Below are 16,640 nucleotides of genomic sequence, written 5' to 3' on the forward strand. Positions count from 1 at the left end.
GAAATTCTAACTTAATGTGAATTTCCTGAGTTATCTAGGACAGCCCCAAAAATAATGAACCGCTGATAGGCAGCCTGAAAACAGATTTCAGGCTGCTTTTGATTAAAGCCGTATAAGCAGCCTGAAACCTTTGCCAAACCCGCAACCGATGGAGCGTCAGCGGCTCGCCGACATCTTGGCAAATCATCCAGTTCTTTTGAATACACCATTTGGCGACGAGCCGTCGCCGCTCCATTTTAGATTTCAGGCTGCCCATGCACACCACCTGCACCCATTGCCACACCACCTTTACCCTTTCCGACGAAGCGCAAGACTTCGTTGTCCGAATGCAATCCACAGGCTTGCAACTGGTGATGATTGGATGCCCACATTGCCAGCAGAACACAGGCTACACAGAAAACCCCAATCTCACCGCCTCGCCTGATGATGGCTTTCGCCAGCTCTGCCCCAAACCCGATTGCGGCAGCATTGTGTGCCATGTGTTTAACGACACAGAAGATTTTTACGGCTGCGGCGAATGCGGCAATATTTGGGCAACGCTACCCGATTTTCAGGCTGCCCAATCGCGTTAGGCAGCCTTATCCATTTGTCCAAATCTTTGATTTGGATACAAATGGTTATACCGAAGCGCAACGCGCAAGGTTGAAAACGCCCCCTAATCCAATCAACAAACAAAGGAAACGAAAAAATGAACTTCCCCCCACGCCAAGCCCCCATCAGCCGTATGCGCCGTATGCGCCGCGACGATTTCAGCCGCCGCCTGATGCGCGAGCACACGCTCACGCCCGATGATTTGATTTACCCCGTGTTTGTGCTAGAAGGGCAAAACCGCGAAGAAGCCATCGCATCCATGCCCAAAATCAAACGCCAAAGCATTGATTTATTGCTAAAAACCGCCGACCGCGCTTGCCAGCTGGACATTCCCATGCTCGCGCTGTTTCCCGTGGTTACGCAAAACAAAACCGCCGATGCCCGTGAAGCCTACAACCCCGCAGGTTTGGTGCAAACCGCCGTCCGCGCCCTGCGCCGCGAATTTCCCGAGCTGGGCATCATGACCGATGTCGCGCTAGACCCCTACACACTCAGCGGGCAAGATGGCTTAACCGATGCCACAGGCTATGTGCTCAACGATGAAACGATAGAAGTGCTGGTTAAACAAGCATTAAGCCACGCCGAAGCAGGCGCGCAAGTGGTCGCCCCATCCGACATGATGGACGGGCGCATCGCCGCCATCCGCGTTGCGCTGGAAAACGCAGGACACATCCACACGCGCATCATGGCGTATTCCGCCAAATACGCTTCCGCGTTCTACGGCCCGTTCCGCGACGCGGTGGGCAGCGCGGGCAACTTGGGCAAATCGTCCAAAGAGCAGTATCAGCAAGACCCCGCCAACAGCAACGAAGCCTTGCACGAAGTGGCGTTGGATATTATGGAAGGCGCGGATATGGTAATGGTGAAACCGGGTTTGCCGTATTTGGACGTGGTGCGCCGCGTGAAGGACGAATTTGGCGTGCCCACTTTTGCCTACCAAGTGTCGGGCGAATACGCCATGCTGCAATCGGCGATAGACAACGGCTTTTTGGACGGCGACAAAGTGATTTTGGAAAGCCTGCTCGCGTTTAAACGCGCAGGCGCAGATGGGATTTTGACCTATTACGCGATGGAAGCGGCGGAACAGTTGGCGCGGTTGAAATAGCCTGTTGCGGCGGGCGATATAAAGGCAGCCTGAAAGCGTGGCGAAATGCTTTTCAGGCTGCCTTTTGGTGTGTTTGTTATCAGGCGATTTTGTTGTCAAGCGTGTTATCCCGCGTTGCCATTCAGGCATTTTTGCCCAGCGTTTCAATCCATGCAAAGTACCATTTTCAGGCTGCCTTTTAATATAGGCAGCCTGAAATCCATCTGCCCCTTTCAGGCTGCCCATTGCCTATTTTTTGCCAGAGCAGGCGTTTCGCCGCCTACCACGAGCAGGGGCAAGCCCCTGACCCCGTGTAGCCACACCATTCAAGCAATGATTAAGGCAGCCTGAAACCCAATCCATCCAGTCAAAGACGATGTTATAAAAAGCACGCTAGCTTGTTGGCAACAACCAGCATAGATAAACCATTCAGCAACCTGTTCCTTCCCACGCTGGCGGGGGAAGGCTAGGATGGGGGTGGCTGTTTAACCTACTCCCCCGCCCTACTCTCCCCATTTTTCAGGCTGCCCTAAATCGCTCGCCGAAAACCAATCGCCTTTAAAACATGACCGCGCGTTACCCCATCATCGCCCGCCAAATCCGCCAGCGTGCGCGACACGCGCAAAATGCGGTGGAAGCTACGCGCCGATAGCGACAATTTTTCCAGCATCTGCGCCAAAGCCTGCTTGGCTTCATCGTCAATCCGCGCCAGCGTGTCCAATTCGCTGGGCAACAATTTGGCGTTGGTTTTGCCCTGCCGCTGATATTGGATTTCGCGCGCGCGTATCACCCGCTGGCGCACGCTCGCACTGCTTTCGCCCGCTTGGTTGCTGGTCAAATCGGCGGCGGGCAACACAGGCACTTCAATGGTCAAATCAATGCGGTCCAGCAGCGGACCCGAAATCTTATCGCGGTAGCGTTTCACCGCATCGGGCGTGCAGCGACAAGGCTTGGTGGGATGCCCCAAATAGCCACAGGGGCAAGGGTTCATGGCGGCAACCAGTTGAAACTTCGCGGGATAGGTTACTTGGCGCGTGGCGCGGGAAATATGAATCTGCCCGCTTTCCAACGGGTCGCGCAGCATTTCCAACACCTTGCGGTCAAACTCAGGCAGCTCGTCCAAAAACAACACGCCATGCGTTGCCAGCGATATTTCCCCCGGCCGCGGGTCTGAACCGCCGCCCACCAGCGCGGCAGAGCTGGCGGAGTTGTGCACCATCCGCATCGGGCGTTCGCGGCTAAAATCGTGCGCGTGCTGCGGCAGCAGCGAACGCAACGCCCACACTTCAATCTGCTCATCGGCGGTGAGCGGCGGCAAAATAGTAGGCAACCGCTGCGCCAGCATGGATTTGCCTGTGCCGGGCGGTCCTACCATCAGCAAGCTGTGCCCGCCCGCCGCCGCAATTTCCAACGCCAGCCGCGCCGTGTGCTGCCCTTTCACGTCTTTCAAATCCAGCGCGTTTGCGGTTTCAGGCTGCCTATGCTGGCTTTGCGCCCGCGATAGCGGTTCAAGGCGATTCAAATGCGCCGCCACCGCGTTCAGGCTGCCTGCGCCATAGGCTTCAATATTCGGCATCATGGCAACTTGCTCCGCATTGTCTTCGGGCAACACAAACGCCCGCCCCGCTTGCTGCCCCTGCCACGCCATCGCCAACGCGCCGCGAATCGGGCGCAAACTGCCCGACAACGCCAATTCGCCCGCAAACTCATACCGCGCCAAATCATCAGGGTTCACCTGCCCGCTCGCCGCCAAAATGCCAATCGCAATCGGCAAATCAAACCGCCCCGACTCCTTGGGCAAATCGGCAGGCGCAAGGTTTACCGTGATTTTTTGCGCAGGAAAAGCAAAGCCGCTTTGCAAAATCGCCGCCCGCACACGGTCGCGACTTTCTTTCACTTCGGTATCGGGCAGCCCCACAATATTAAACTGCGGCAAGCCGTTGGCAAGATGCGTTTCCACTTCCACCAACGGCGCATCCATGCCGCTTAACGCGCGGCTGTTTACCACGGAAAAAGTCATAATGCTCTGTAAAGAAAAGGTTAAACGGCGGATTTTAAGCCATTTGCCTACGCGATTGGCGGAAAATTTGTGCGTTATCCGTTTTCAGGCTGCATTTGTGAACATACATAATTTGGTGGCGTCCTAAAAAGTATGCTGACTTGATTATGGTTGATAGCAAGCAGTATTGGGTAAAAACTCCGCAATCTGTTCTCTCTCCCGCCAGCGGGGGAAGGAACAGTAGTGCAGCATACTTTTTAGGACACTACCCATAATTTAACCCCTAAGCACGCCAAATGCGCTTAAAAAATAACGGATAAACAGCACATTTTTTGCTACAATGCGCAGCTATTTTCTCATTCAGGCAGCCTTATCCATTTGTCCAAATCTTTGATTTGGGTATAATAAGTAAGCATCTAAATCTTTGATTTAGCCATGCGAACTTATGCAGAGCTAAATGGTTATACCGCAGCGCAACGCACAAGGTTGAAAACCCCACCCTGCACACAAGGAATTTTATGCACGCAAAACATCAACAAGGCAAAGGCTTATTCAGCTTTATGGCAGGCTCAATCGCCGCATTGATTGCCATTGCAGGCGTATTGATTACCTTAAACCACAACAAAGAGCGCGATTTCAAAAATCCCGCCACCAGCAAGCAACAACCCGCCAGCCAAAACGACCAAACCGAAGTGCTGCTGCCCAGCAACGTGCCCGCCAGCGCAGCGAAGCAAGCCAACAATTCGCGCAGCATCGCGCCCATTATTGAAGAAGACGAACCTATCGTCGCTTCCACCCCGCGCACGCGCCCTGCCAAAAAACGTCCCGAGCCCGAAATCATCCCAGACGATGAAGAACCCATTGTAAACAAAGACAAATCCACCAAACCCGAAGCCGCCCGCCGCGCGCCCGATATGATGGACGACCCCGTGTTAGGCGACCTAACCGACAACGACACCCCGCGCGACACCAAACCGCGCAAACCCGCCGAAAGCAAAGCCAACGACAATCGGCAGCCTGAAAAAGCCAAACTCAGTGAAGCCGAAAAACGCCGTCGCCAGCAAGAAGACATCGCCGACCGCAACGCCAAGCCCACCGCCGAGCAAATTCTCAACAGCGGCAGCATAGAAAAAGCCCGTGAAGTCGCCCGCCAAGAAGCGCAAGCCAAACGCGCCAAACAACGCGCCGAAGAAGCCAACGCTAAATCCGCCGCCAGCAAAACCGACAACGCGCCCGCCCAAGCCAAAGAAAGCAAAGCCGATAAACCTACCGCGCCAAACAGCAAAGCCAGCAGCGAAACCCAATCCACCAAAGCCGACACCAGCCGCACCACCGTGCAAGCGGGCGCATACAACACCCGCCAAGCCGCCGAAGCGCAACGCGCCAAACTCGCGCTGATGGGCGTAAACACCCAAATCGTGGAAGTGCAAAGCAACGGTAAAACGCTCTATCGCGTGCAAACGCGCGGCATGGACAGCAAACGCGCCAACCAAGTGCGCGAAACCTTGCAGCAAAACGGCGTAAACAGCATCCCTCGCAAACAATAACTTCACCTAAGGAAAAACCATGAAAGCAACCTTGAAAACCACCGTATTTGCCGCCTTTTTAGCCTTGGCAACCGCCCTGCCCGCTTCCGCCGCCACCGAAGGCGTGGACTACGAAGTGGTGAAAACCGAAGTTGCCCCTTTGCAAAAAGACAAAATTGAAGTAACCGAATTTTTTGCCTACTGGTGTCCGCATTGCAAAGACCTTGAACCCATTATTTTGAAACACGCCAAAACGTTCAAAAAAGACACCGTGTTGCGCACCGAGCACATCGTGTGGGACGACGAGCGCGATTTTGGCTTTGCCCGCCTTGCCGCTGCGGTCAAACAAGCGGGCTTGCGCGACCAAGCCGACCCTGTGATTTTTGAAGCCTTTGCTTCGCAACGCATTGATTTGGGAAAAGATGCCATTTTGCGCGAATGGCTGCCCGCCCAATCGGCGTTTGACGGCAAAAAAGTATTGGCTGCCTACGATTCGTTCAGCAACAAAAACATGGCAGAACAAATGAAAACGTGGACGAATCAATACGAAATCACAGGCACGCCCACCGTTATCGTGGGAGGTAAATACAAAGTGAACTTCCAGCAAACAGGCTTTGACGCAGGCATGAAAGTCATCGACGAATTGGTGCAAAAAGTGCGCGATGAGCGTGGCATGAAAGCCCCCGAAGCCGCCAAACCTGTTCGTAGCTTGGGCGCACGCTTTATCAACAAAGTCGCCAAAGCCAAATAAGCCGCCGATTAAGGCAGCCTGAAAATGAATGCCCTCTGTTCGCAAGCGTTATCGCGCCTGATAAAACGGCGATGCTTGTGAACATGGGGTTTCTTATTTTCAGACTGCCTTACCATGTTCCATCATCCCACGCCATAGGTAGCCTGAAAGCGGAAAAACCGTTTTCAGGCTGCCTTAATCCTATTCCCACCATGCAAACAAAAACGCCCAAAATGAACTTCACCGTCAAACCCTTCCCCGAACTCACCACCGCCGAACTCCACTGCCATGGATTACGCCCGAGCCCATTTCCCGCAATGCAGCGTGTACGCCCAAGCGCAAACCTATCTGCACGATTTCTACGTCTCGTTTGGCTTTATCGCCCAATCCGAATCGTATTTGGAAGACAACATTCCGCATATGGATATGCTATTGCCCGCCGTGCAATCATAGCGATGAAGCAAAAATTGCAGTAAAATTAACACGCTTTCAGGCTGCCTTACGCCCTGTTTCAGCAGGTTTCAGGCAGCCTGAAAACCATTTTCAACCCATTCATTCTTGGAAAAGACCACACCATGAAAACCTCCGAACTGCGCCAAAAATTCCTGCAATTTTTCCAATCCAAAGGCCACCAAATCGTCCGCTCTTCCAGCCTCGTGCCGCACGACGACCCGACGCTGCTGTTTACCAACGCCGGTATGAACCAGTTTAAAGACGTGTTCCTCGGCTTCGACAAACGCGCCTACAACCGCGCTACTACCGCGCAAAAATGCGTACGCGCAGGCGGCAAACACAACGACTTGGAAAACGTCGGTTACACCGCCCGCCACCACACCTTCTTTGAAATGATGGGCAACTTCTCCTTCGGCGACTACTTCAAACGCGATGCCATCCATTTCGCTTGGGAATTCCTCACTTCCCCCGAATGGCTGAACATCCCAAAAGAAAAACTCTTGGCGACTGTATATGCCGAAGACGACGAAGCCTACAACATCTGGCTGAACGAAATCGGTATGCCTGCCGAGCGCATCGTCCGCATCGGCGACAACAAAGGCGCGAAATACGCGTCCGACAACTTCTGGCAGATGGGCGACACTGGCCCGTGCGGTCCGTGTTCCGAAATTTTCTACGACCACGGCGAAGAAATCTGGGGCGGCATTCCCGGCAGCCCTGAAGAAGACGGCGACCGCTGGATTGAAATTTGGAACTGCGTGTTCATGCAATTCAACCGCGACGAGCAAGGCAATATGAACCCGCTGCCCAAGCCGTCCGTCGATACCGGCATGGGCTTGGAGCGCATGGCGGCCGTCATGCAACATGTTCACAGCAACTACGAAATCGACCTGTTCCAAGACCTGCTCAAAGCCGTTGCCCGCGAAACCGGCGCGCCGTTCAGCATGGACGAGCCGAGCCTGAAAGTCGTTGCCGACCACATCCGCTCCTGCTCCTTCCTGATTGCCGACGGCGTGATGCCGTCCAACGAAGGCCGCGGCTATGTACTGCGCCGCATCATCCGCCGCGCCGTGCGCCACGGTTACAAACTCGGTCAGAAACAGGCGTTTTTCTACAAGCTCGTGCCTGATTTGGTCAAAGCGATGGGCGAAGCGTATCCCGAGTTGAAAGAGAAACAAGCCCAAATCGAAGAAGCCCTGAAAAACGAAGAAAGCCGCTTCGCTGAAACTTTGGAAAAAGGCATGGGCTTATTGGAAAACGCCCTTTCAGGCAGCCTGAAAACCTTAAACGGCGAAATCATCTTCAAACTCTACGATACCTACGGATTCCCCTACGACCTGACTGCCGACATCTGCCGCGAACGCGGAGTAGAAATGGACGAAGAAGGCTTCAACCGCGAAATGGAAGCCCAACGCACCCGTGCCCGCGCTGCGCAAAACTTCAAAGCCAACGCGCAACTGGACTACACAGGCGCGGACACCGAGTTTACCGGCTACGAAAAACGCAGCCAAGACACCAAAATCATCGCCTTATACAAAGGCAGCGAAGCCGTGGACGAACTCCAAGCAGGCGAAGCAGGCGTGGTCGTTTTGGAACAAACCCCGTTCTACGCCGAAAGCGGCGGTCAAGTCGGCGACGTAGGTTTCATCTTTGCAGGCGAAAACCGCTTCCGCGTTGAAGACACGCAGAAAATCAAAGCCGCCGTACACGGACAATTCGGCGCAGTCGTTTCAGGCAGCCTGAAAGTAGGCGATGCCGTATCTGCCGAAATCGACAACGACATCCGCGACAGTATCATGCGCAACCACAGCGTTACCCACCTGATGCACAAAGCCCTGCGCGATGTTTTGGGCACACACGTCGAACAAAAAGGCAGCCTGCAAAACGCCGAGTTGACCCGCTTCGACATCTCCCACCCGCAAGGCATCAGCGCGGAAGAAATCGCCGAAGTCGAACGCCGCGTCAACACCGCGATTATTGCCAACGTGCCCGTCAAAGTGGAAACCATGTCCATTGAAGACGCGCAAAAATCCGGTGCCATGATGCTCTTCGGCGAAAAATACGGCGACTTCGTCCGCGTCATCACCATGGGCGACTACTCCACCGAATTGTGCGGCGGCACCCACATCGCCCGCACCGGCGACATCGGCTTCTTCAAAATCATCAGCGAAGGCGGCATCGCCGCAGGCATCCGCCGCGTAGAAGCCATCACCGGCCTTGCCGCGCTGGCATGGGTGCAAAACCAAGAAAGTTTGATGAAAAACATCATCTTTGAGACCAAAGCCCAAACCGAAAAAGACGTACTCGCCAAAATCCAAGCCAACGCCACAAACACCAAAGCCTTGGAAAAAGAGTTGGCAAAAGCCAAAGCCGAACTCGCCGTCCACGCAGGTGCCAAACTTTTGGACAACGCCAAAGACTTGGGCGCAGCCAAACTCGTCGCCGCCCAAATCGAAGCCGACGCAGCCGCCCTGCGCGAAATCGTTACCGATTTAACCGGCAAATCCGACAACGCCGTGATTCTTTTGGCGGCAGTGAACGACGGCAAAGTCTCCCTGTGCACCGGCGTATCCAAAGCCCTGAGCGGAAAAGTGAAAGCCGGCGATTTGGTCAAATTCGCCGCCGAACAAGTCGGTGGCAAAGGCGGTGGCAGACCGGATTTGGCACAGGCCGGGGGGACGGATGCTTCCCAAGTCGGCGCAATGCTGGATTCGGCAGAAGGCTGGGTTAGAGAGAAGCTAGCTTAATTCTTTGATTAAATAAGAAAGGTCGTCTGAATTATTTCAGACGACCTCTGTTATAAATTGTTTGAAGGTAAGTAAATGCGTATTAGAAAAGGTCGTTATTTCCTTAGTCGAGTTGTAAAAATCAATCTTTCTCAGGAAGAATTGATGGATGCGATTTGCCATCCTGCAATTATTAGAGTTGGAAAATATAACTGGACAATAACGGATATGGTAGATAAAAGAGATGATGAATCTTTACCTTTTATTTATGGTAAACTAGTTAAGTATGCTGATGATACTCAGGACGTGGTTGATGAATATAATCACACACAAGACCAGTCGATAACAGCAAACCTTGTCAAGGCATCCTCTCCATTTGTTTATTTATCTGAATTTTCTGGATTGTGTTTTTTGCACGTATATAACGATATAGAATCCGAAACATTTCCTCGTAGATTTAAGAGAATCATAGAGGATTCCCGTAAGTTAAAATATAATGATCTATTAATAGAGTGCGATGTGGATGCAATTTCTGATTATGCCTCTTTCTTTAATAAAATAATACTAATTAAAAAAATTACTCAAATTGAAGCTACTGTATCCCCTCCTAATCCTTTATTTGGTAGAATTTGGAAAAGTTTAAACGATACTTTGAAAGAAAGGAATACAAGTACACTTAGAATTAATGAGGAAAGCGAAAAAAGAGAAGGGTTGAAAACAAATCTTCACAATTTGGTTAATAGTATAGAAGAAAATAATATATCTAATTGCAAACAAGAAGTTGCATTGACTGATGCTGCTATTCTTATGGCTGCAGATGGTTATGGTAGAGGAAAGGTTGCAGGGGAAGGTGAGAATGGAGAAATGATAGAGGTAAGGACTAAAGATGCACAAAAAAGTTTTCTATTTGAAAAGAATCCATCCCCAAATTTCTTAGCAAGAAAAGCTAATGAAGAATTTATGAAAGTTAGTGAAGAAAGAAAAATGGAGCATTAAATTTGAAAGAATTTATTAGAATATTTTTTATTAGTTTTGAATTTCTTACAATTTTATTCAGTATATTTGCATATATATTTCTTGGGGGAGTCTTAGAGAATTTGTTAAAAATGATAGCATTAAACGAAGATATGCTTAAATATATTTTGCCCATTCCAGTTGCAATATTTTGCTGGATTTTTAAAGATGGAGGAAAATTTCTCTTTCGAGATACAGAGTATGCAAAAATATTGGTTCACTTAGACGAATATAAAAAATTAAAAATATGTTTTTATGTTGGCTTTATTTATGCGGTATCTTCGTTAATAATATGTATTATTTCTGCAGTAACTTATCAAAAGACAGCATTGCATACAATAGCTTTTTGTTGCGGTGTGCTAGTTTTATCAATTGTTGCAATTAGCTTTTATCTCGCTCAGGGGGAGATAAAAGACATTTTTGTTAAAAACTCTTCATAATTGCGCATAAGATTGTTTTGCTAAATCAACGAACTCACAGCAAGTGTGGTTTTGAGTAAGCATAGCCTGCATTCCCACCAACCGCGTGTGTAGCTACGCCACACATCCTACCGATGAATCACAAGAAACTGAAAATTAATGTGTAGGGTGTGTGCGATATGCACGCACGCGGTTGGTGCCGTTACCGAATCGGCACTGCATCCTTCCACATCCCAACCCCATCAATCCAAATCAAGAAAGCCCTAACCCATGCCCTACAACCGCAAAAAAATGGAAAACGCCCTGCTTGCCCTAATCGGCGCATTGGAATTTGAAGACGGCCGTTTTTGGAAAGGCTACGATTTTGACCTGCTCAATAGCCTGCACGAACAAGGATTAATCAGCCAGCCTTGGGGCAAAGCCAAATCCGCCTATCTCACCCCAGAGGGTTTGGAAAAAGCCAAAGCCTTGGCAGCGGAAATGTTTGGCGGGGAATCGGATTTGTAGCAAGGTTGTGCGGGCATTGGCTTTATGTTTCCTGTGTCCGAAGGCAGCCTGAAAATCCTTGGGCATACGTCCGCCCCGTAAAAATCGGTATGGCGTGTGCCTGTGGTCAATGTGCATGGCGGATGTGTTTGTAGGGTGGGCACTTGTTGCCCACGCGTTTTCAGGCTGCCTTGGGATGTGGGACACGTGGGCAACGAGTGCCCACCCTACGGGAAACGGCGTTGCGCGTATCAATTGTTAAGTGCGTTGGTCATAGATTAATCCGGTTTGTTTTGCAGGCTGGATACCTTCTGGATACCTTGGCTGTGAGCAAATTGAAGGCAGCCTGAAAACCAAATTTGGCTTTTCAGGCTGCCCTTTTCCGCTAAAATCTCCATTTCAAACACACGCACCCAAAAGGAAAACTTTATGGACTACCCCGCCCAACCCCAATCCGCCTACACCCAACCCGCCCCCGCCAAATCCCCACCCGCCGACATCACCCGCCCCGCCAACCCCGCCATACTCACCGCCCCCCACACCCGCTACACCTTCCACACCCTCAATCTCCCCCGCGCCAACGGCGCAATCCAACGCATCTTTGTCGGCATTCCCCACACCCCACCGCCCCCGCAAGGCTACCCCGCCATCTACGCCCTAGACGGCAACGCCCTGCTAGAACTGCTCACCCCGCAAACCCTCAGCCAATACCGTCAGCCCCCCGTATTCGTACTCATCGGCTACCCCACCGAGCAACGCTTTGACACCGCCCGCCGCGCCTACGACTACACCCCGCCCAACGCAGACGGCAAACCCATGCCCGACCCACTCACCGCAGGGCGGCAAAACGGCGGCGCACCCGACCTGCTCCACTTCATCGCCACCCAAATCCGCCCCCGCGTCGCCCAACTCGCCCCCACCAACCCCGCCCAACAAACCCTCTGGGGGCACTCCTACGGCGCACTCTTCGTGCTCTACACCCTATTTGAACGCCCCGAACTATTCAGCCACTACATCGCCGCCGACCCCTCCCTTTGGTGGCACAACGGACTGATGCAACACTACGCCAACCGCGCCCGCATCGCCCCCGGCCGCCACCTGATTATCCAAAAAAGCGGCGCAGGCATACCCCAAAAAACCAACCCCGCCCACACCAGCAACGTCCCCGCCGATGCCGCCCAACAGCTCGCCGCACAACTCAACCAACGCGGCATCGCCACCGAATACCACAGCCACCCCCACCAAACCCACGGCGGCCTGCTCACCCAATCATTCCAAGAGTTGCTTGGTAGCATCAAATAACACCAAAGGCAGCCTGAAAACAAGATTTCCCCATTTTCAGGCTGCCTTTCATCCCATCTCGCCCCCCCTAAAAGAAGGCAGCCTGAAACCGCATCACACGTTTCAAGCTGCCTATCCCTATTTTTTTGCCAGACCACGCCGCGCATCGCGGCGTACCCACGCGGGGAACATTTGCCGCCGCCCCGCCCTTCCCGCCCGCGCCCCAAGCATTCCACCACAACCCAACAACAAAGGCAGCCTGAAAACGATGAACCCCATTTTCAGGCTGCCTTTTATCGCGCCACACCGCCGCTAATCCACCGCCTTCACCAGCGCAAACCGCGCCACACTGCCATCCGCCGTTGCTACGGTTTCGCTAAACATCGCCAGCGGGCGCACCCACACGCCGTAATCGCCGTATAACGCGCGATACACCGCCAGCAGCTCTTCGTTTTCGCTGTGGCGGGCGATGTGGAGCAGTTGGTAAAGGTTGCCTTTGTAGTGGCGGTAGATACCGAGTGGTGGCGTGGTCATGGCTTGCCTTTCGTTGGGGCGTTGTTGGGATGCGGATTATAGCGCGGATGGGTTTCAGGCTGCCTTAAAATCCTCCAACCACAAGCCAGCCTAACCCCATTTAGCGTTACAATCCGCCTTTCTTTGTTCCCCCGTTTTCAGGCTGCCTTGATGCACCGGACACCAGCCCAAGGCAGCCTGAAACCCCATCCCGCCATGCAAAAACACTTCCAAAAAGCCCAAGACACCCTTGCCCCCAGCACGCTTTACATCGTTGCCACGCCGATTGGCAACCTTGCCGACATCACCCTGCGCGCCCTTGCCGTGCTGCAACGCGCCGATTTGATTTGCGCCGAAGACACGCGCGTGTCCGCCCAGCTTTTGTCGGCTTACGGCATCCAAGCCAAGCTGATTTCCGTGCGCGAACACAACGAGCAGCAGATGGCGGGCAAAATCATCACCGCGCTGGCGGATGGGCAAATCGTGGCGCAGATTTCTGATGCAGGCACGCCCGCCGTGTGCGACCCTGGGGCGAAACTGGTGGCGCGGGTGCGCGACGCGGGCTATAAAACCGTGCCCGTGGTGGGCGCATCCGCCGTGATGGGTGCGTTGAGCGTGGCGGGCATCGCCGAGCCAAACTTCTATTTCCACGGCTTTTTGCCGTCCAAATCCAGCGAACGCGCCAAACTGTTCGCCGCGTGGCAAGCCGCTGATTACCCCATCATCGCCTTTGAAACGCCGCATCGCATCGCCGATACGCTCGCCGACATGGCAACCGCTTTTGCCCAACGCCCGATGATGTTGGCGCGCGAAATCAGCAAAACTTTTGAAACGTTTTTAACAGGCAGCGTCAGCGAAATTCAGGCTGCCTTGGCTGCCGACAGCAACCAATCGCGCGGCGAAATGGTGCTGGTGATTCACCCCGCGCCGCCGCAAAAACACGACACGCCGCCCGAAGCCGCGCAAAACGTGATGCGGATTTTGGCAGGTGAATTGCCTACCAAACAAGCCGCCGAACTTGCCGCTAAAATCACGGGGGAGAATAAAAAAGCGTTGTATAACTTGGCGTTGGCGTGGAAAGAATAATTAGGCAAACTTGACGCGATGTCCGAGGCAGCCTGAAACGCCAAATGTAGGGTAGGCAACTGGCTTGCCCACCTTGTTTTGCGATGGACTGCGTGGGCAAACCAGTTGCCCGCCCTACACACAAAGGCAGCCTGAAACCACTTGCCCAACAAAAAACACGTTACGCCCATCGCCTAACGTGTTTTTTATTTTCAGGCTGCCCAATCCCCTACTCCACTTCCCGCCGTCTAAACTCACGCGGTCTCACCCCCAGCACCCCCAGCGTGCCAAAATACAAGCCCACCGCCAGCAGCATCAGCCCCGCCAGCACCAGCGCACGCATCCCGCCGCCCAGCGCAGCCCAATCCACAGGAAACGCCGCCTGCACGCTCCATAATCCCCCCGCCATCACCGCCAGCGCAATCGCCAGCCGCCGCAAAAACCGCTTCCATGCCAACTGCGGCACATACACTTCATGCAAGCGCAGCATGGTAAACAGCAGCCCCGCATTCACCACCTGCCCCAAAGCCACCGCCAACGCCAGCCCAACATGCTGCCACTTCCACACCAAAATCAAATTAAACAACTGCGTGCACAGCAGCGAAATCACCGCCACCTTCGCAGGCGTTTTCACATTTTTGCGCGCATAAAACGCAGGCGCAAAAATCTTCACCAACATCATCGCAGGCAAGCCCACCGCCGCCGCCACCAGCGCATTCTGAATCATCCACGCATCATGCGCCGACACTTCCCGATACATAAACAACGTCGCCACCAGCGGAAACCCCGCCACCATCAGCCCCACCGCCGCAGGCAAAATCAACAGCAAACACAAGCGCAGCCCCCAATCCACCAGAGCCGAAAACTCCGCCGCATTGTTCGCCGCCGCGTGTTTAGACAAACTCGGCAGCAAAATCGTCCCCAACGCCGCCCCCACCACGCCCGAAGGCAGCTCAATCAAACGGTCAGAATAATACAGCCACGACACGCTGCCTACCGCCAAATAAGACGCAAAAGTCGTGTTAATCACCAGCGAAATCTGCGCCACCGAAGAGCCAATAATTGACGGCAACATCTGCTTCATCACCCGCCCAACCGCCGCATCGCCAAAGCGCAGCTTAGGCAGCCTGAAAAAGCCCAATTTGTACAACCACGGCAGCTGAAAGCCCAACTGCAACAGCCCGCCCACCAACACCGCCCAAGCCATAGCCATAATCGGCGGCGTAAAAAACGGCGTAAAAAACAGCGCAAACACAATAAACGACACGTTCAGCAACACAGGCGTAAACGCAGGAATGGAAAATTTATTATAAGTATTCAATATACTGCCCACAAAAGACGACAGCGAAATCAACAAAATATAAGGAAAAATAATCGGCAACAGCTTAACCGCAATCTCAAAGCGCGTGCCATCCTGCGCAAAACCGCTCGCCGTTGCCCAAATCACCACAGGCGCGGCAAACACACCCACCGCCGTGATGATAAACAGCGCAAACGTGAGCATCCCCGCAACGTGTTGCACAAACAATCGCGTCTCTTCATCCGATTTGTTCTGCTTATAATCCGCCAGCATCGGCACAAACGCCTGCGAAAACGCGCCTTCGGCAAAAATACGGCGCAACAAATTGGGCAACCGAAACGCTACCACAAACGCATCCATCGCCGCCCCCGCGCCAAAATACCGCGCCACAATCGCATCACGCAAAAAACCCATAATGCGCGACAGCATCGTCATGCTGCTTAACCGCGCCAAAACCGCTAATAAATTCATGTTTACTTTCTTGTTTGAATTGGATGGCAGCCTGAAAACCTAAAATCTGTTTGCTAAAACCTGTTTTCAGGCTGCCTTATCGCCCAAATCGCGTGCACGAAAATCCGCGCAGTTTACCGCAAAACCCCATTTCAGGCAGCCTGAAAGCGCGTATAATCCGCGCCGTTTGCCTGCGCCCAGCGCAAGCATCCGTGTTCGCCGCAGCATTCCCATCCGAACACGCTCCCAACTCTCCAACGCTCCCAGATAAGGCAATCAACATGGCAACCACTCAATACAAACGCATTCTGCTCAAACTCTCAGGCGAATCGCTGATGGGCAACGACCCCTTTGGCATCAACCGCGACACCATTATGGCCATCGTGCGCCAAGTAAAAGAAATCACCGATTTAGGCGTGCAAGTAGGCATCGTGGTGGGCGGCGGCAATATTTTTCGCGGCGTATCCGCCCAAGCAGGCAGCATGGATAGAGCCACCGCCGACTATATGGGCATGATGGCGACCGTGATGAACGCGCTGGCGTTGAAAGACGCATTTGAAAGCATCGGCGCAAAAGCCCGCGTGCAATCTGCCCTATCCATGCAGCAAATCGCCGAAACCTACGCCCGCCCCAAAGCCATCCAATATTTAGAAGAACACAAAATCGTTATCTTCGCCGCAGGCACAGGCAACCCTTTCTTTACCACCGACACCGCCGCCGCCTTGCGTGGCGCAGAAATGGGCTGCGAAGTGATGCTCAAAGCCACCAACGTGGATGGCGTGTACACCGCCGACCCAAAAAAAGACCCCACCGCCACGCGCTATAAAAACGTAACCTTTAACGAAGCGATTGAGAAAAAGCTCAAAGTGATGGACACCACCGCGTTTACGCTGTGCCAAGAGCGCAATCTCAATATTGTGGTGTTCAGCATCCACAAAGCAGGCGCACTCAAACGCGTGATTTTGGGCGAAGACGAAGGCACGCTGGTGCATAATTGATTGCC

General features: G+C 53.1%; 18 protein-coding genes. 13 read left to right on the forward strand and 5 right to left on the reverse strand.

The genetic code is table 11. The features are described from left to right. Positions 1–34: 34 nt before the first annotated feature. Positions 35–235: a hypothetical protein gene (locus Q4A85_RS00005; RefSeq protein ID WP_303106880.1), complete on the reverse strand. Its 201-nt coding sequence runs from the start codon at positions 233–235 to the stop codon at positions 35–37. On the opposite strand from Q4A85_RS00005, the gene Q4A85_RS00010 reads away from it, so the two are divergent. Both Q4A85_RS00010 and hemB read left to right on the forward strand, forming a co-directional pair. After that, positions 210–572 (forward strand): hypothetical protein, encoded by a 363-nt coding sequence (locus Q4A85_RS00010; protein ID WP_303106881.1) that lies wholly within the window; start codon positions 210–212, stop codon positions 570–572. The genes Q4A85_RS00005 and Q4A85_RS00010 overlap by 26 nt on opposite strands. Before the next feature lie 116 nt (positions 573–688). After that, positions 689–1,696, forward strand: coding sequence for a porphobilinogen synthase (gene hemB, locus Q4A85_RS00015; protein WP_303106882.1), 1,008 nt, complete (start codon positions 689–691; stop codon positions 1,694–1,696). 508 nt (positions 1,697–2,204) lie between these two features. Here hemB and Q4A85_RS00020 read toward each other — a convergent pair. Then, complete coding sequence (locus tag Q4A85_RS00020) at positions 2,205–3,695, reverse strand: YifB family Mg chelatase-like AAA ATPase (RefSeq protein ID WP_303106883.1); 1,491 nt, start codon at positions 3,693–3,695, stop codon at positions 2,205–2,207. A 497-nt stretch (positions 3,696–4,192) separates the two neighbouring features. Here Q4A85_RS00020 and Q4A85_RS00025 point away from each other — a divergent pair, with 497 nt between their 5' ends. The 9 genes from Q4A85_RS00025 (at position 4,193) to Q4A85_RS00065 (ending at position 12,625) form a co-directional block, all read left to right on the forward strand. Continuing rightward, positions 4,193–5,221: an SPOR domain-containing protein gene (locus Q4A85_RS00025; RefSeq protein WP_303106884.1), complete on the forward strand. Its 1,029-nt coding sequence runs from the start codon at positions 4,193–4,195 to the stop codon at positions 5,219–5,221. Positions 5,222–5,240: 19 nt separating this feature from the next. Then, the gene (locus tag Q4A85_RS00030) at positions 5,241–5,951 is read left to right on the forward strand and encodes a thiol:disulfide interchange protein DsbA/DsbL (protein ID WP_303106885.1); all 711 of its coding nucleotides are present in this window, start codon (positions 5,241–5,243) and stop codon (positions 5,949–5,951) included. A gap of 267 nt (positions 5,952–6,218) precedes the next feature. Next, positions 6,219–6,383 (forward strand): GNAT family N-acetyltransferase, encoded by a 165-nt coding sequence (locus Q4A85_RS00035; RefSeq protein WP_303106886.1) that lies wholly within the window; start codon positions 6,219–6,221, stop codon positions 6,381–6,383. A 122-nt stretch (positions 6,384–6,505) separates the two neighbouring features. Further along, positions 6,506–9,130 (forward strand): alanine--tRNA ligase, encoded by a 2,625-nt coding sequence (gene alaS, locus Q4A85_RS00040; RefSeq protein WP_303106887.1) that lies wholly within the window; start codon positions 6,506–6,508, stop codon positions 9,128–9,130. A gap of 75 nt (positions 9,131–9,205) precedes the next feature. Continuing rightward, positions 9,206–10,105, forward strand: coding sequence for a hypothetical protein (locus tag Q4A85_RS00045; protein WP_303106888.1), 900 nt, complete (start codon positions 9,206–9,208; stop codon positions 10,103–10,105). Between the two features lie 2 nt (positions 10,106–10,107). Next, on the forward strand, positions 10,108–10,563 hold the full coding sequence (locus Q4A85_RS00050; protein WP_303106889.1) for a hypothetical protein: 456 nt from the start codon (positions 10,108–10,110) through the stop codon (positions 10,561–10,563). Positions 10,564–10,812: 249 nt separating this feature from the next. Next, positions 10,813–11,049, forward strand: a complete 237-nt coding sequence (locus tag Q4A85_RS00055; RefSeq protein ID WP_303106890.1) for a DUF6429 family protein — start codon at positions 10,813–10,815, stop codon at positions 11,047–11,049. 408 nt (positions 11,050–11,457) lie between these two features. Next, positions 11,458–12,330, forward strand: a complete 873-nt coding sequence (locus tag Q4A85_RS00060) for an alpha/beta hydrolase (protein ID WP_303106891.1) — start codon at positions 11,458–11,460, stop codon at positions 12,328–12,330. Continuing rightward, positions 12,314–12,625: a hypothetical protein gene (locus Q4A85_RS00065; RefSeq protein WP_303106892.1), complete on the forward strand. Its 312-nt coding sequence runs from the start codon at positions 12,314–12,316 to the stop codon at positions 12,623–12,625. Before Q4A85_RS00060 ends, Q4A85_RS00065 begins: the two co-directional genes overlap by 17 nt. Here the strand turns inward: Q4A85_RS00065 and Q4A85_RS00070 are convergent. Next, positions 12,622–12,843: a DUF1653 domain-containing protein gene (locus Q4A85_RS00070; protein WP_303106893.1), complete on the reverse strand. Its 222-nt coding sequence runs from the start codon at positions 12,841–12,843 to the stop codon at positions 12,622–12,624. The genes Q4A85_RS00065 and Q4A85_RS00070 overlap by 4 nt on opposite strands. 195 nt (positions 12,844–13,038) lie before the next feature. On the opposite strand from Q4A85_RS00070, the gene rsmI reads away from it, so the two are divergent. Beyond that, positions 13,039–13,908, forward strand: a complete 870-nt coding sequence (gene rsmI, locus Q4A85_RS00075) for a 16S rRNA (cytidine(1402)-2'-O)-methyltransferase (protein WP_303107094.1) — start codon at positions 13,039–13,041, stop codon at positions 13,906–13,908. A gap of 208 nt (positions 13,909–14,116) precedes the next feature. Here rsmI and murJ read toward each other — a convergent pair whose 3' ends face one another. Together murJ and Q4A85_RS00085 are read right to left on the reverse strand one after the other, a co-directional pair. Beyond that, positions 14,117–15,601, reverse strand: coding sequence for a murein biosynthesis integral membrane protein MurJ (gene murJ, locus Q4A85_RS00080; RefSeq protein ID WP_303106894.1), 1,485 nt, complete (start codon positions 15,599–15,601; stop codon positions 14,117–14,119). A 123-nt stretch (positions 15,602–15,724) separates the two neighbouring features. Next, positions 15,725–15,865 carry a hypothetical protein gene (locus Q4A85_RS00085; RefSeq protein ID WP_303106895.1) on the reverse strand — a complete coding sequence of 47 codons (141 nt, stop codon included), beginning with the start codon at positions 15,863–15,865 and terminating at the stop codon, positions 15,725–15,727. Positions 15,866–15,918: 53 nt separating this feature from the next. Here Q4A85_RS00085 and pyrH point away from each other — a divergent pair, with 53 nt between their 5' ends. Continuing rightward, complete coding sequence (gene pyrH, locus Q4A85_RS00090) at positions 15,919–16,635, forward strand: UMP kinase (RefSeq protein WP_303106896.1); 717 nt, start codon at positions 15,919–15,921, stop codon at positions 16,633–16,635. Positions 16,636–16,640: the final 5 nt, after the last annotated feature.

Source organism: Kingella sp. (in: b-proteobacteria) (assembly GCF_030527935.1).
Taxonomy (GTDB): Bacteria; Pseudomonadota; Gammaproteobacteria; order Burkholderiales; family Neisseriaceae; genus Kingella_B.